The organism is Streptococcus caledonicus (genome assembly GCF_042656225.1).
Lineage (GTDB): Bacteria > Bacillota > Bacilli > Lactobacillales > Streptococcaceae > Streptococcus > Streptococcus caledonicus.
Window position 1 is genome coordinate 658681 of the sequence record NZ_JBHSOJ010000016.1, and the last position, 14790, is coordinate 673470.

Annotated in this window: 14 protein-coding genes and 1 pseudogene; 5 read left to right on the forward strand and 10 right to left on the reverse strand. The window is 37.6% G+C overall.

Features of this window, described 5'->3' with window-relative positions; translation table 11 throughout:
* Positions 1-184: hypothetical protein (locus ACFPQ3_RS07095; protein ID WP_380433796.1), on the forward strand; the 184-nt coding region annotated here is incomplete at its 5' end.
* 3 nt (positions 185-187) lie between these two features.
* Positions 188-857, forward strand: a pseudogene (locus ACFPQ3_RS07100) (IS3 family transposase); the annotation flags it as partial.
* 428 nt (positions 858-1285) lie between these two features.
* Here the strand turns inward: ACFPQ3_RS07100 and ACFPQ3_RS07105 are convergent.
* From ACFPQ3_RS07105 to ACFPQ3_RS07150, 10 genes are all read right to left on the reverse strand, one after another.
* A complete protein-coding gene (locus ACFPQ3_RS07105) occupies positions 1286-2143 on the reverse strand; it encodes a hypothetical protein (RefSeq protein WP_156805168.1) in 858 nt (285 codons plus the stop codon).
* Between the two features lie 92 nt (positions 2144-2235).
* Positions 2236-3606, reverse strand: coding sequence for a H2O-forming NADH oxidase (gene nox / locus ACFPQ3_RS07110; protein ID WP_156805167.1), 1371 nt, complete (start codon positions 3604-3606; stop codon positions 2236-2238).
* A 984-nt stretch (positions 3607-4590) separates the two neighbouring features.
* Entirely contained in the window at positions 4591-5544 is a 954-nt protein-coding gene (locus tag ACFPQ3_RS07115; protein ID WP_156805166.1) for an ABC transporter permease, read from the reverse strand.
* 1 nt (position 5545) lies between these two features.
* Complete coding sequence (locus ACFPQ3_RS07120; protein WP_156805165.1) at positions 5546-6607, reverse strand: ABC transporter permease; 1062 nt, start codon at positions 6605-6607, stop codon at positions 5546-5548.
* A 14-nt stretch (positions 6608-6621) separates the two neighbouring features.
* On the reverse strand, positions 6622-8142 hold the full coding sequence (locus ACFPQ3_RS07125; RefSeq protein ID WP_156805164.1) for an ABC transporter ATP-binding protein: 1521 nt from the start codon (positions 8140-8142) through the stop codon (positions 6622-6624).
* Positions 8143-8280: 138 nt separating this feature from the next.
* Entirely contained in the window at positions 8281-9363 is a 1083-nt protein-coding gene (locus tag ACFPQ3_RS07130; RefSeq protein WP_156805163.1) for a BMP family lipoprotein, read from the reverse strand.
* 73 nt (positions 9364-9436) lie between these two features.
* Positions 9437-9826 carry a cytidine deaminase gene (locus ACFPQ3_RS07135; protein ID WP_156805162.1) on the reverse strand — a complete coding sequence of 130 codons (390 nt, stop codon included), beginning with the start codon at positions 9824-9826 and terminating at the stop codon, positions 9437-9439.
* The gene (gene deoC, locus ACFPQ3_RS07140) at positions 9813-10475 is read right to left on the reverse strand and encodes a deoxyribose-phosphate aldolase (RefSeq protein WP_156805161.1); all 663 of its coding nucleotides are present in this window, start codon (positions 10473-10475) and stop codon (positions 9813-9815) included. Before deoC ends, ACFPQ3_RS07135 begins: the two co-directional genes overlap by 14 nt.
* Before the next feature lie 22 nt (positions 10476-10497).
* Entirely contained in the window at positions 10498-11775 is a 1278-nt protein-coding gene (locus tag ACFPQ3_RS07145; protein ID WP_156805511.1) for a pyrimidine-nucleoside phosphorylase, read from the reverse strand.
* A 138-nt stretch (positions 11776-11913) separates the two neighbouring features.
* Positions 11914-12507 carry a class I SAM-dependent methyltransferase gene (locus ACFPQ3_RS07150; protein WP_156805160.1) on the reverse strand — a complete coding sequence of 198 codons (594 nt, stop codon included), beginning with the start codon at positions 12505-12507 and terminating at the stop codon, positions 11914-11916.
* Positions 12508-12752: 245 nt separating this feature from the next.
* On the opposite strand from ACFPQ3_RS07150, the gene coaA reads away from it, so the two are divergent.
* Genes coaA through ACFPQ3_RS07165 form a run of 3 tightly spaced genes read left to right on the forward strand, consistent with a single transcriptional unit; the run spans position 12753 to position 14548 of the window.
* Positions 12753-13673 carry a type I pantothenate kinase gene (coaA, locus tag ACFPQ3_RS07155; RefSeq protein WP_156805159.1) on the forward strand — a complete coding sequence of 307 codons (921 nt, stop codon included), beginning with the start codon at positions 12753-12755 and terminating at the stop codon, positions 13671-13673.
* 52 nt (positions 13674-13725) lie between these two features.
* The gene (gene rpsT, locus ACFPQ3_RS07160; RefSeq protein WP_156805158.1) at positions 13726-13974 is read left to right on the forward strand and encodes a 30S ribosomal protein S20; all 249 of its coding nucleotides are present in this window, start codon (positions 13726-13728) and stop codon (positions 13972-13974) included.
* A 52-nt stretch (positions 13975-14026) separates the two neighbouring features.
* Complete coding sequence (locus ACFPQ3_RS07165) at positions 14027-14548, forward strand: P-loop NTPase family protein (protein WP_156805157.1); 522 nt, start codon at positions 14027-14029, stop codon at positions 14546-14548.
* Positions 14549-14790 lie beyond the last annotated feature (242 nt).

A 14790-nucleotide genomic window follows, 5' to 3' on the forward strand; every position in this document is an offset into this window, starting at 1 on the left:
GAACCTTCCCCCAGAAGAAGAGTTACAGCTCAAAAACAAGCAACTCGAAGAGCGCAACCGCTATTTAGAGATGGAGGTAGGACTGCTTGCAGTTGCTTGTTGCCAATCGTGTCGTCACCCTGTTCCTAACGCTTGGACAAGCCTTGCAGGGCTATCCGTAACTCGCTTTGCTTCGAACGGCTAGCGCCAAAAAGTTAGAAGAAATCAGACGCAGAAACCGATGGTAAGACTCGGACGTTACTTAGAAGAATTTCAAGCTATTAAAGATTATTCCGATAAGCATAGTGGAGCCTCTATTAGCCAGTTATGCCAATGACTTGGAGTGTCTCGATCAGGTTATTATAAGTGGCTTAATCACAAAGAGACTACATCTGAGGAGACAAAAATGGTGTACAGATGTGACTTTCTTACCGTATGGACGAGGTTGTAAAGCTTATTTAAGTGCTATTAAAGACCTTTATGACGGCTCTATCGTGACTTACCATATCAGTAAGCATAATGACAATCCACTTGTCATGGAGAACCTAAGAAAGGCTATGGAATCTAATCCAGATGCCACACCAATCATCCACAGCGACAGAGAAAGTCAATACACTTCACGGGAATACCGGATGGTAACGCCCCAATGTCAGATGACACGCTCTAGGTCACGAGTTGGAAAATGCATTGACAATGCGCCAATTGAGAGTTTCTTTGGTCACTTTAAGACGGAGTGTTATGACTTGAAAGCTTACAAGACATTTGGGGAATTAGTTTATGATATTGATGACTATATCTATTTTTACAATAACGAACGATTTCAAGAGAAGAACAACGGCCTTGCCCCTCTTGAATTGAGGGACAAGGCCGTTGCTTAATCTTTTATTATTTCATTGTCCACTTGACAGGGAGCAGTTCATTATGATAGTGGTCCTGTTTTTTTCTTTATCTGCTAACATTTTTCACAAAAGATACCATGGAATCCTCGTTTTTCTCTGCCCTTTAATTGAGATGATGAATTACGATTGGAAAGGTATTTCAAAAGATAGGCATCAAATACCTCCTGTCTATATTAATTATTCCCCTCAGTTACCCTTACGTAATGCTGATTATCAATTTAGATAGTCCTTTGCCTTATACTACACCATTTGCATCTACTTTTTAGTAGCAATCTATATTATTTACTTAATAACTGAACAAGCACACCAGCTCTTTTTTATTATTCTATTGAATCATATCACAATCTTTGGATTGTTTTAGTTTTTCACCATTTTATATTTTTAATCACATTAATAAAAGAAACTAACTACAAAGTCTTACTATAGCAAAGATAAGTTCCTCTTTCTTTAAACCCTAAAGATCTTAGCAGCTCGTATTCCTTTTCATCACTAAAAAATAATATTTGTCGAATACCTGACTGATGTGCTCCTTCTATAAGAGTATAAAGTAACTCACGAAGAATATTTTGAGAGTCATTAGCCATTTTTTCAGCAATCACATAGCCATAAATCTCCATTTGTCTATCACCGAATGGCCTTGCCCAAATAGCACCTTTATCAGCAAATAAGTATATTACCCAATGTTCCAATTCCTCTATCAACCGTTCTGGTGTCCAATAGACATTATCAGGGTTATCCTGTGGAAACAGAGATTGAAATTGTAACTGATTAGAATGGCTGACACGTATAATATTTGACTTAACAGCTCTTGGTTCACATCTTATAAACGGTTCTTCTAACAGATTGATGACTTGAGGTGCTTCTGCAATCCATCCCATATTCTTTAAAACTGATTGATAAGTCGCATTTCTCGCATCAATGCCAAAAAGTATCTGAAAATCTTTAAAATGTGATTCTAAGTGCTCAACCAACTCAGTAAGATGTATGTCAGCATGATAAGATAAATTTAACAAATCAACTTGCAAATACCTGTCATCAGGCAGGTAAAAATATCCAACAATCCCTTCTACTTGCCCTTTAAACTCTGCAATCACTAACCTACTATTCTCATTTTCTAATCGCCTCATCAACACTTTTTCAAAGTCATCCTTAGTCTTTGTCCCATCAAAATAGGCTGGGTAACCTGATGTCAATGGATTTAAACCTAGTTGATAAAAGGTCTCACCATATCTTTTAATATCACTAAGATCAGCTTCTCGTAGCATAATATCTCTCCATTTCTAAGACACATTATAGCATAGGGAAAAATAAGCGTCAAAAAACCAGCCAGTTGGCTGGTTTGCATGCTAATCACAAATTAGTCTTTTGCACCAAGTGCTGCCATTGTGATGTAGTTGTATGGTTTGTTGAAATGTGGCAAGAAGAAGATATCTGTCAATGCCAATTTCTCAATAGTAACACCTTCTTGGATAGCAAGTGAGAACATGTGGATACCCATAGAGATATCTTCACGTGCAGCCATTTGCGCACCAAGGATACGCCGTGAATCTTTATCGTAAACGATTTTAAGTGTTACTGGGAAGTTACCATGCTCAATAAATTCTGGTTTTTGATTGTCAGTGTACTCAGTTACAGCAGCATTGATACCAAGACGAGTTGCTTTTTCAAGCGTTAAACCAGTTGAAACAAGGTTAAGACCATAGATTGAGATACCGTTTGAACCTTGTACCCCAATACCTTCAAGGTCAGTTCCACAGATGTTATGAGCTGCTACGATACCTGTACGAACTGCGTTTGATGCGAGTGCGATGTAACTTGTGTCACCTGTAGCGTTGTCATAGATTGTCGCACAGTCACCGATAGCATAAACATCTGGAATTGATGTTTGTTGGCGTTTGTTTACAAGGAATGCACCATTGCGGAAGCGCTCAATACCTTCACCAGCGAAAGCAGTGTTTGGACGGAAACCAACAGCAAGGATTACCATGTCAACATCGTATTCGTTTTTATCAGTAATGATTTTTTCAACTTTACCAGCACCAGCAACTTCCTTAACAGTTTCACCGAAAGCAAGTTTGATACCATGCTCTTCCATGTTTTTCGCCATAAGATCAGACAAATCACGGTCATAGTAACCAGCAAGACAAGTATCAACAACATCGATAAGAACAACTTCCTTACCTTTGCGTTGGAAAGCCTCAGCAAGCTCAACACCGATATAACCAGCACCTACAACAGCAACACGGTTGATGTCTTTGTTCTCAAGTTTTTGAATGACGTCTGCTGAATTTTGGTACAATTTAACAAATTGAAGATTTTCAAGAGTTGCTTCGAATTCAAGTGAACCTTCTTTGATTTCAGCACCTTTAATTGGCGGCAAGATTGGTTGTGAACCTGTCGCAAAAAGCAATTTGTCGTAGCTTTCAACATGCTCTTTACCATTTACAAGAGCGGTAACAGTTTTAGCTTTATAATCAATAGCTGAAACTGGTGATTCCATATAAACAGTTGCACCGAGTGATTCAAGTTCTTCTTTATCTGAGTAGAACAATCCTTCTGGACCAGAAATTTGTTCACCGATCCAAAGAGCCATACCACATCCTAAGAATGAAATATTTGAGTTTTGATCGAAAACAACAATCTCATTAGCATCACCATAGTTTGTTAACATGGTTTTAATAGCAGCTGTACCAGCATGGTTGGCACCCACAACAACGATTTTAGACATAGTAAAATCCTCTTTCAAAAATATATTAATTTACTACTCTATTCTATCACATATTACAAGCGCTTTCCATATATTTGCTCACTATCACGTAGCAAATTAAAAAATATTTATACGCTACTTAGCCCTACTAAACTATTTTACTAAAATCCACAGTAGAAAATCGAATAAAAGGTTATCTCAAAGACTATGAGCGCAAACCAGACATATTGGATAGCTATTGGATAGCATTCCATGAATAGATTAGATTACAGTTTCTGTTTTTATCGTTTAATTTGGTAATTAAAATCTAAAAGAGGACCACAAAAAGCAACTATAGCTATTGCTCATTAGTTACTCAAACTAGCTTATATTCTTTTGTCTTATCAATTAACTTATTCTGAATTTTGCCAATAAAAAAGATTGTTAAAGACGTGCTAACAATCCAAAACTAAAAATTTTTCGCTTATATTGTAACATAGGGAGTCCTTTTTGCACTTTTTTGAAGTTTGCGTATAAAAAGTCATGATATCTAAGTCTTGGCTTCCCTTAGCTATTTTATTTCTAAGCTCAGAACGAAACTGTCCGATAGACGATTTCATTCTCACATCCGTACAGTTTCAAAGGTCTGGAAAACCTTTGGAGGTTAGAAATAAGATGAGCGACATTCATCACAGTCGATAGTATGACCGCTATGCTTGCGTGGTACTAAAATAGTCCATCGGACTATTTTTTAGGTTCAAGCTTGAAAACGAACGAGTGACAATAATCCAGTCAATGTTTTAGTTGGAGACTTGAAAATGAAGAAGTGTCCAGTTTAGAACTTTCAATTAGCCACTGCGTCAAATTATTGCTGCCCTAAAATTTAGAAGACTTGGCAAAAAGTCTTCTAAATGGTAAATGGCTTAGAATAACGTCGTCAAAAAACGTTGATTCTAAGCCATTTATTTTGTTCAATTTTCAACAGCAAGGCTAAATTTTGAGTTTTGTCCCAACCTCATCTTAGGATTATTTAGTTTTAATATAGTTGACACCATCTGCTTTTGGAGCGACAGCTTTTCCGAAGAAAGCAGCCAAGGCAATAACGGTAATCAAATAAGGAGCCATTTGAAGATATACCGTTGGAATATTTTGTAAACCTGGTAATTGACTTCCTATAACCGCTAAACTTTGCGAGAGACCAAAGAATAGACTTGCAAGCATTGCACCTAATGGGTTCCATTTACCAAAAATAACAGCCGCAAGAGCGATAAATCCTGAACCAACGATTGTCGTTGCCGAGAAGTTGATATTTACAGATTGAGCACTTACTGCTCCTCCAACTCCACCAAGGAATCCAGCAATCATAACACCAGCAAATCGCATCTTGTATACATTGATACCAAGAGTATCTGCCGCCTGTGGATGTTCACCTACTGAACGAAGGCGCAGACCAAAGCGAGTCTTATACATAACAAACCAAGCAATAAAGGCTGTCAAAATGGCAACATATCCCATCAAGCTGGTATTTTTGAAAAATAAGTCACCCAAAACAGGAATTTTTTCCAAGCCTGGAAATGAGAATTTACCAAACGATTGGCGAATAGAGTCTGTTTGTCCCTTACCATAAATAACTTTAACTAAAAATACCGAGAAAGCTGGAGCTAAGAGGTTTAATACGGTACCAGATACAACGTGATCTGCCCTAAAAAGCACTGTCGCAGTAGCATGAATCAACTGGAAAAGAATACCAACAAGTCCACCTACTAGAACTGCTAAAAGCGGTGTCATTGTACCAAATTGCTCAGCGAATTCGATATTGAAAACAACACCAGCAAATGCTCCAATAACCATTGTTCCTTCCAGACCAACGTTTACAATACCAGCTCGTTCAGAGAAGACCCCTCCAAGACTCGTGAAGATTAAAGGTGCAGAGTAGATTAACATCTGCGAAATCAGTAAAGCTAATAAGTTCAAACTCATACTACTTACCTCCTTTCGCAAAACGTTTTGACCTTAGCATCTGTTCAAAAATAAATTTCACACCAATGAAGAAAATAATTGATGCTGTAACAACGTTAACTAGTTCAGGTGGAATTTGAGCACGAACCATACCTGAAGAACCAACTGATAATGCACCAAACAGGAAGGCTGCAAATGGAATACCTAGTGGTGAATTTGAGGCCAGAAGGGCAACAGACATACCATTGAAACCAATATCCAAATTGGCAGATTGGATATAAACATTTTGGAAGGTGCCTAAACCTTGTACAGCTCCTCCCAACCCTGCTAGAGCACCTGAGATAATCATTGATAGAACAATAGTACGTTTGGTACTCATACCAGCATAGTCAGCTGCATTTGGATTAAGACCTGCAGCACGAATTTCAAAACCAAGTGTTGTCTTAGCAAACAAGAACCAAATAAGCACAACAGCAATAATGGCAAAGAAAATACCAATATTCATACGTGAATTATCTGTCAAAGCTCTAAGCCATTCTGTCTGATAAGAAGCATTTGCAGAAACATTAATACTTGAATCTGTATTTTTCATCAATTCATCCGAAAAAACATCACGGATAATATGGTTTGAAAAATAGAGCAAAATATAGTTCATCATGATTGTTACGATAACTTCACTTGTCCCAAGAAAAGCTCGTAAAAATCCAGGAATGGCTCCAGCAAGACCACCTGCAATCATAGCAATAACAACCGTTGCTAAAACTAATAGTGGTCTTGGCATGTCTGGATTAGCAAGAGCAAACCAGCCGGCAAAAACCCAACCAACAAGAGCTTGACCAGATAAACCAACATTAAAGAACCCTGCACGGCTAGCAACAGCAAATCCCAATGCAGTAAAAACTAGTGGAGCCACCGCTCGAAAAATTTCTCCGACACTTTTAATAGAACCAAAAGCAGTATATAGAAGCTCTTCATAACCCCAAACTGGGTCATAGCCAAAGATTAGCATAATCACTGCCCCAAGTAGCAGACCTGAAAAAACTGCCAGCAAGGGAATCAGGATACTTTCGTATTTTTTTAGCATAATGATTTCCTTTCTTACTTGAGATGTCCCCCAGCCATCAACTTACCAAGCTCTTGCTTAGTTGTTTCAGCTGGTAAAACAATACCATGAATACTTCCGTCATGAATAACCGCAATTCTGTCAGAGACATCTAGGATTTCATCTAGTTCAAAACTAACGACAAGAACAGCCTTACCTTTATCACGTTCTGCAATCAAGCGTTTACGGATATATTCAATAGCACCGACATCAAGTCCACGAGTTGGCTGACTCACAATCAATAAGTCTGGGTCACGATCAATTTCTCGAGCGATAACTGCTTTTTGCTGGTTACCACCAGAAAGGGACTTACCTGGTATAAGTTCTCCTGCACCACGAACATCGAATTCTTCCATTAGTTGTCGTGCTTTTTCATTAATCTTAGAATAATTTAGGATACCATTTTTAGAAATTGGCTCTTTATAATAAGTTTGCAAAGCAAAGTTCTCAGCAACTGTCATATCCAAAATCATACCATCACGATGACGATCTTCTGGAACATGACCAACACTTAGTTCTGTAATCTTACGAGGTGAATAATGTGTGACATCTTCTCCTTTTATCGTAATTTTACCTGATTTAACTTTACGTAGTCCTGTAATAGATTGAATTAACTCACTCTGCCCATTACCGTCAATACCTGCAATTCCGACTATTTCACCGGCTCTAACATCCAAGGAAAGATTTTTAACTGCTGGAATTCCACGATTTTCATTGACAACAAGATTTTCGATTGATAAGATAACTTCTTTAGGATTAGATGCAATTTTCTCAGTTTTAAAGGAAACTGAACGACCAACCATCCACTCTGCTAAATCATCATTTGTAGCACCAGCTACCTCCACAGTCTCAATAGACTTCCCACGGCGAATAACCGTAACACGATCGGCAACTGCACGAATTTCATCGAGTTTATGAGTAATCAGAATAATTGATTTTCCTTCCGAAACCAAAACTTTCATAATTTTTAAAAGTTCTGCAATTTCATCAGGAGTCAAAACAGCTGTCGGTTCGTCAAAAATGAGAAGATCTGCTCCACGATAGAGAGTTTTCAAAATTTCAACACGCTGTTGCGCACCAACTGAAATATCAGCCACTTTGGCAGTTGGATTAACTTCAAGACCATATTTCTTTGAAATTTCTGTAATTTCAGCAGTAGCCTTTTTAAGGTCAATCATACCAGCTACATTGGTTGTCTCACTACCGAGAATGATATTTTCAGTAACCGTAAAGGCATCTACCAACATAAAATGTTGGTGAACCATTCCGATACCTAGTTGCGCAGCTTTTGAAGGTGATTCAATCGTAACGGACTTACCGTTAATAATAATTTCACCACTCGTTGGTTCAAGAAGTCCTGCCAACATATTCATAAGGGTAGATTTACCTGCACCATTCTCTCCGAGAAGAGCATGAATCTCACCTTTTTTGACATTTAAATTAATCTGGTCATTTGCAACAAATTCACCAAATCGCTTCGTTATGTCTCTCATCTCGATGACATAATCTTGTGTCATAGTTTATTCCTTTCCAAACTGTCTTTTTTTTCAGCAAAACCTATCAAGAAATGATAGGCTTTACTGAGAGAAAATCTCCCAGTTCCCTAAAAAGAGCGACCGATGTCAGTCGCCTTTTCGGAAGTTTCTAATATTTAACTATTTTTCATCATCTTTTTTAGGTTTTTCTGGAACTTCAACTTTTCCATCAAGAATAGCTTTTTTAGCATCAGCAACTGCTTTAGAAGCATCTTCTGAAAGGTTTGTTTCAGCTAATTCTACACCTTTATCTTTAAGAGAGTAACGAACAATTTCACCACCAGGGAATTTGTCTTCTGATGCTTTAGTTGCAATATCTTTAACTGCAGCACCAACTTGTTTCAAAGTAGAAGCCAATACAAAGTTAGATTCTTTACCATCTTTAGAAGTGTAAACACCCTCAGCAGATTGGTCACGGTCAACACCGATTACCCAAACTTTATCAGCTTCATTACGAGTTTCATTTTCTGCTTTAGCTGCTGCAAAAACACCGTTACCTGTACCACCTGATGCATGGAAAATCACATCCGCACCTGCTGCATATTGAGCTGAGGCAATTGTTTGACCTTTAGCTGCATCACCAAATGAACCAGCATATTGAACATCAATCTTGATTGATTCATCAACTGATTTAACACCAGCTACAAATCCTGCTTCGAAACGGTCAATAACTTCACCTTCCATACCACCTACGAAACCAACTTTTTTAGTTTTTGTTGATTTTGCAGCTGCAACACCTGCAAGGTATGACGCTTCATGGTCAGCAAATCCAACGCTTGCTACGTTATCTTGATCAGCAACAACACTATCAACGATAACATAGTGTGTATCTGGATTATTTGGTGCTACTTCAGCAATTGCTGATTCCAAAGCAAAACCAATACCAAAGACAACATTATAGCCGCCAGCTACTGCTGAATCAAGGTTAGTAATGTAATCTGATTCAGAAGCTGATTGGAAGTAGTCGTAACCCTTACCTTTTGAAAGACCAGCTGCGTCACCCCATTCTTGAAGTCCTTCCCAAGCTGATTGGTTGAATGAACGGTCATCAACACCACCGATATCAGTAACGATAGCAGCTTTTAAGCCTGTTTCTTCTTTAGCTGAAGAAGCATCATCTCTTTTAGCCGTACGGCTTCCACATGCAGCTAGTGAAAGAGCTGCAACAGTAGCTAGACCAAGTCCAACAAATTTTTTGTTCATTTTCATGAACCCTCCTAAATATTTTTGTGCAACCAAGTTGCAAGAATAAGATAACCCGAAGGTTAAAGACAGATTAGGTCAAATCTGTAAAAGAGTATGGCAACAACTCACCGACCGTCGTCTCGACCGTCTGACCATTTTTAGCAATTAAGATAACTTTTGCGGTAGGTTCAAAGAACTCTACCATAACTTGACGACAAGCACCGCATGGAGAAATAGGTTCAGCAGAGGTACCATAAATCGCAATTTCTTCCAACTTTTGATGACCATCTGAGACAGCTTTAAAGATTGCAGTACGCTCACCACAATTCGTTAGGCCAAAACTAGCGTTTTCAACATTACAACCTGTATAGATAGAGCCATCAGCTGTTTTTAAAGCTGCACCAATTGGAAAATGTGAATAGGGAACATAGGCGCGTGAACTAGCCTCAATAGCTAACTCAACAAGATTAGTATCCTCCATTTATCGTTTCTCCCTTGATAATAGCAACACCTGAAGAAGTTCCTAAGCGAGTTGCCCCTGCTTCAATAAAGGCTTGTGCATCTGCCAATGAACGAGCCCCTCCAGCAGCCTTAACTCCAACATTTGGACCAACAGTTTGACGCATCAAAGCCACATCAGCTACAGTTGCTCCTCCAGTTGAAAAACCAGTAGACGTTTTCACAAAATCAGCACCAGCTTTCACTGAAAGTTGACAAGCCTTCACTTTTTCTTCTTCTGTCAATAAACAAGCCTCGATAATAACTTTGACAATCTTATCTTCAGAAGCCTCGACGACTGCTCGAATATCTTCTTCGACTAGATCAAAATTACCAGATTTCAGAGCACCAATATTGATAACCATATCAATTTCGTCAGCTCCGTTTTCAATAGCATCTTTAGTCTCAAATGCTTTAACTGCTGGCGTTGTTGCTCCAAGAGGGAAACCAATTACTGTACAAACATTGACATCAGTCTCAGCAAGAGCTTTTGCTGAGTAATTTACCCAAGTTGGGTTAACACATACACTAGCAAAATCATATTCTTTTGCTTCAGAGAGCAACTTGTCAATTTGACTTTGAGTACTTTCTGGTTTTAATAGAGTGTGATCAATATATTTATTAATAGACATCAATTTTCCCCTTTTCCTACTACTAGCTAATAATTCTTAAAATTTCTTGTGACTCAATACGTTCATCACCTATTTTAACATTTTTTTGGAATTCTGTAAGCATTTTATTACTTAAAATTTCGTTTGTATAGATTTTGGCAATTATTTCACCTGCTTTTACAGCATCTCCAACCTTTTTATCGAACACTATGCCAGTTTCATAATCTAAAGAATCGTTTTTTACTGATCTTCCTGCTCCTAGACGCATTGCAAAAAGGCCAAACTCTAATGCCGGTAATTCCGTAACATAACCATCCGTTTCTGATTTAACTTCAACAACGAATTTTGCGTTTGATGGACGATGTAAATCCACTAAATCTCCACCTTGAGCGACAATCATTTCTTCAAACTTTTGCAAGGCTTTGCCATTGACCAAAGTATCATGAATATCGTCTAAGGATTTATCAACATTCGCTAAATTCAACATAATCTGAGCTAATTCACAAATAAAATGCGTGACATCTTCACGTCCCTTACCTTGCATGATTTCAATAGCTTCAAGAACTTCCAAACGATTACCGATAGCACGACCGACAGGTTGAGTCATATTGGTAATAACAGCAATCGTTTTTCGTCCCACTTCATTTCCCAGTGCAACCATTGTTTCAGACAATTTTACTGCGTCCTCCAATGTTTTCATGAAGGCACCATCACCGACTGTAACATCAAGTAAAATACTATCAGCACCTGCTGCAATTTTTTTGGACATAACTGAGCTAGCAATCAATGGAATAATATCAACTGTAGCGGTAACATCTCGAAGCGCATAAAGCAGTTTATCAGCTTTTACCATATTATCAGATTGCCCAATAACAGATAAACCGATATCTTGTACTTGCTTGATAAATGCTTCTTGTGTGCGTTCGATTTGATAGCCTTTGATAGCTTCCAATTTATCAAGTGTCCCGCCTGTATGTCCAAGGCCTCTTCCACTCATCTTAGCTACAGGAACACCGAAAGCTGCTACTAAAGGAGCTAAAATCAAAGTCACTTTATCTCCTACCCCACCTGTAGAGTGCTTATCTGTCTTAATTCCAGGAATAGCAGATAGGTCAATCTGTTCCCCAGAAGCTACCATGCTCATGGTTAAATCACGCGTCTCACGCATGCTCATCCCACGAAAAAATATTGCCATAGCAAAGGCTGCCATCTGATAATCAGGAACGGTTCCCTTGGTATAGCCCTCAATTAACCACTGGATTTCCTCAGTTGATAGCTCTAAGCCATCTCTCTTCTTTTGAATTAAGTCAACTGTTCTCATCATATAGTTTAAGCTCTTTAACTCAACGGAATACTTTGTTTCTAGAAAAAAGCTAATCCATTCGAACTATCTTATATCTATATATAAAACTTGTTCCGTATTCAGTTCCTTTCTTTAGAGTAATTTAGGTTAGAAGTATCAGTTTTCTTTGATGCTTCTTAGAATATAATATCCCTTATCTTTTTTGACAACTTCGCAGTTCCCAAAGACATCTTCCATTTTAGCCTTTGCCGATGGAGCGCCTTGTTTCTTCTGGATGACAATCGTTAAATCGCCCCCATACACCAAATGATTGTAAGCTCCTTCTAAAACTTCGTGTACTACTGATTTACCAGCTCGAATAGGAGGATTTGAAATAATGTGGTTAAAAATTCCCCCTACCTTTTCATACAAATTTGACTGGAAAATAGATGGTGTTACATGATTTATTGTTGCATTTTTCTCTGCCAACTCTAAAGCTCTATTATTGATATCAACCATCGTTGCCTCAACTCCTTGAACCTTGCTTAGTGCAATTCCCAACGGACCGTATCCACAACCAACGTCTAGCAAAGTATCTCCTTCTTTAAAATCTAAACAATTCAAAAGAACTTGACTGCCAAAATCAATCATTTTTTTAGAAAAAACACCCGAATCAGTCATGAAGGAAAAAGATTCCCCTAAGAGTGTTACCTTCAACTCATGGAGGTCATGAGCACTATCAGGATTTTCTGCATAATACATATTAGCCATATCTTCTCCATCTAACAATAATTTATTGGAAATAACGAGGCATCTCCTTTTGGGGCTGGAAAATAATTATATCACACCTCGTAAACGGTTGCAATCTCTCAATTTTAATTTCTCTTTCAGCAATTTCCGAACTTTATCAATTAATTAATGTCAAAAAAATCATTTGAATCATAAAAGTTGTTTGTTTTCCTCTAAAAAACACCTTATAAACACAGAATAGTTAAGAAAAATGCTATAATAACTCCATGACTAATGAATTTATTAATTTTGAAAAACTTTCTAGAACTCGTTGGCAAGAGCTTCACCAGGCGACGACTCCTCCTTTAACTGAAAAAGAATTAGATAATATCAAATCTTTAAATGATAAAATCAATATTCAAGATGTTATTGATGTCTACCTTCCCTTGATTAGTCTGATTCAAATTTATAAACACCACCAGGAAAATCTAGCTTTTTCTAAAGGGATTTTTCTCCAAAAAAATGCCGGCAAACGTCCCTTTATCATTGGCGTTTCTGGTTCTGTCGCGGTCGGAAAATCAACAACAAGTCGCCTACTGCAATTATTACTAGCCAGAACTTATCCCAATAGCCGTGTTGAATTGGTGACAACAGATGGTTTTTTATATCCTAATGATAGCTTGATTTCACGGAATATTTTGGATAAAAAAGGGTTCCCAGAAAGTTACAATATGGAACTTCTTATTGGCTTTTTAGACGCCATGAAAAGTGGTGCTGATGCTTCTATTCCCGTTTATTCTCATGAAATTTATGATATTGTTCCAGATGAAAAACAAACCCTATTATCGCCAGATTTTTTAATCGTTGAAGGAATAAATGTTTTTCAAAATCCACAGAATGAACGTCTTTATATGACCGATTACTTTGATTTTTCAATTTATATAGATGCTAATAGTAAACATATTGAAAATTGGTATCTAGAAAGATTTCAAGCTTTGCTCTCCTTAGCTAAAAAAGATAAGACAAACTATTATCATCGCTTTACCGAATGGCCGTTTGAAGAAGCACTCGCTTTTTCTCAAAATATATGGAAAACTGTTAACCTTGTTAATTTAGAAAAATATATTGAACCAACGCGAAATCGAGCTGAGCTCATTTTACACAAGTCCAAAGATCATAAGATTGATGAAATTTATTTGAAAAAGTAATTTAGACTTGCCAAATTAGTGCTTTTTCTATATAATAAGATGGTTAGTAAAAATGGAGGTAAGAATATTGGCAAACATTAAATCAGCTATCAAACGCGCTGAGAAGACAGTTCAGCAAAATGCTAAGAACTCAGCTCAAAAATCAGCTATGCGTACTGCTATTAAAGCATTTGAAGCAAATCCAAGTGAAGAGCTTTTCCGTGCTGCTTCTTCAAGCATCGACAAAGCCGCTACTAAAGGTTTGATTCACGCAAATAAAGCAAGCCGTGATAAAGCACGTCTTGCTGCTAAACTTGGTTAATTTTAGAACGACCTTTCGGTCGTTTTTTTGTCCACTTTTATAAGGAAGGTCTATGAAAATTGTTATTATTGGCCATAGTGGATCAGGTAAATCAACCTTAGCTAAAAAGCTATCCTCCCATTATGACATTTCCTGTCTCCATCTAGATACGTTACAGTTTCTACCAAACTGGGAAAGTCGTACTCCTGACGATTTTATCAAGCAATTAGCCACTTTTTTATCTCTAAACACCTCTTGGGTGATTGATGGTGTTTATTCTAAGTACCTTTTTGAAGAGAGATTGGAACAAGCAGATAATATTATTTATCTTAACTTTAATCGTTGGAATACTTTTTTCCGTATTTTGAAACGCTACATCGTCTACCGTGGTAGAGATCGGTCTGATAGGGCTATCGGTTGTCCAGAAAAAATGGATTGGAACTTTTTATACTTTGCACTCTTTCATTCTCGCAGACCTAAACGGATGCAATTCTTTGAAGCAATCTGTCAAAAGTATCAAGATAAATCTATTATCCTCACTAATCAAAAAGCCTTTAATCAATTTCTGAAAAGCATCACAGTTCAAAAGGTCTGAAAATAAAGCGAACAAGATTAATCACAATCGTATACTTCAGAATGAAGAGGTATTAAGTTGCAGACCTCCAATCATCTATTGCGTTAAAGGATCCTTACATTAAAATTTAAGAGGCTGAGACATAAATATCTCAACCTTCTCGTTCTAATAGTAATAACAGTTTGACGCAGTGGTTGATTGGAAGTCCTAAACCCTTGCTCCGCAATCGTTAGCGGCCATCCTAATCAACTGTGCGGAGGTGA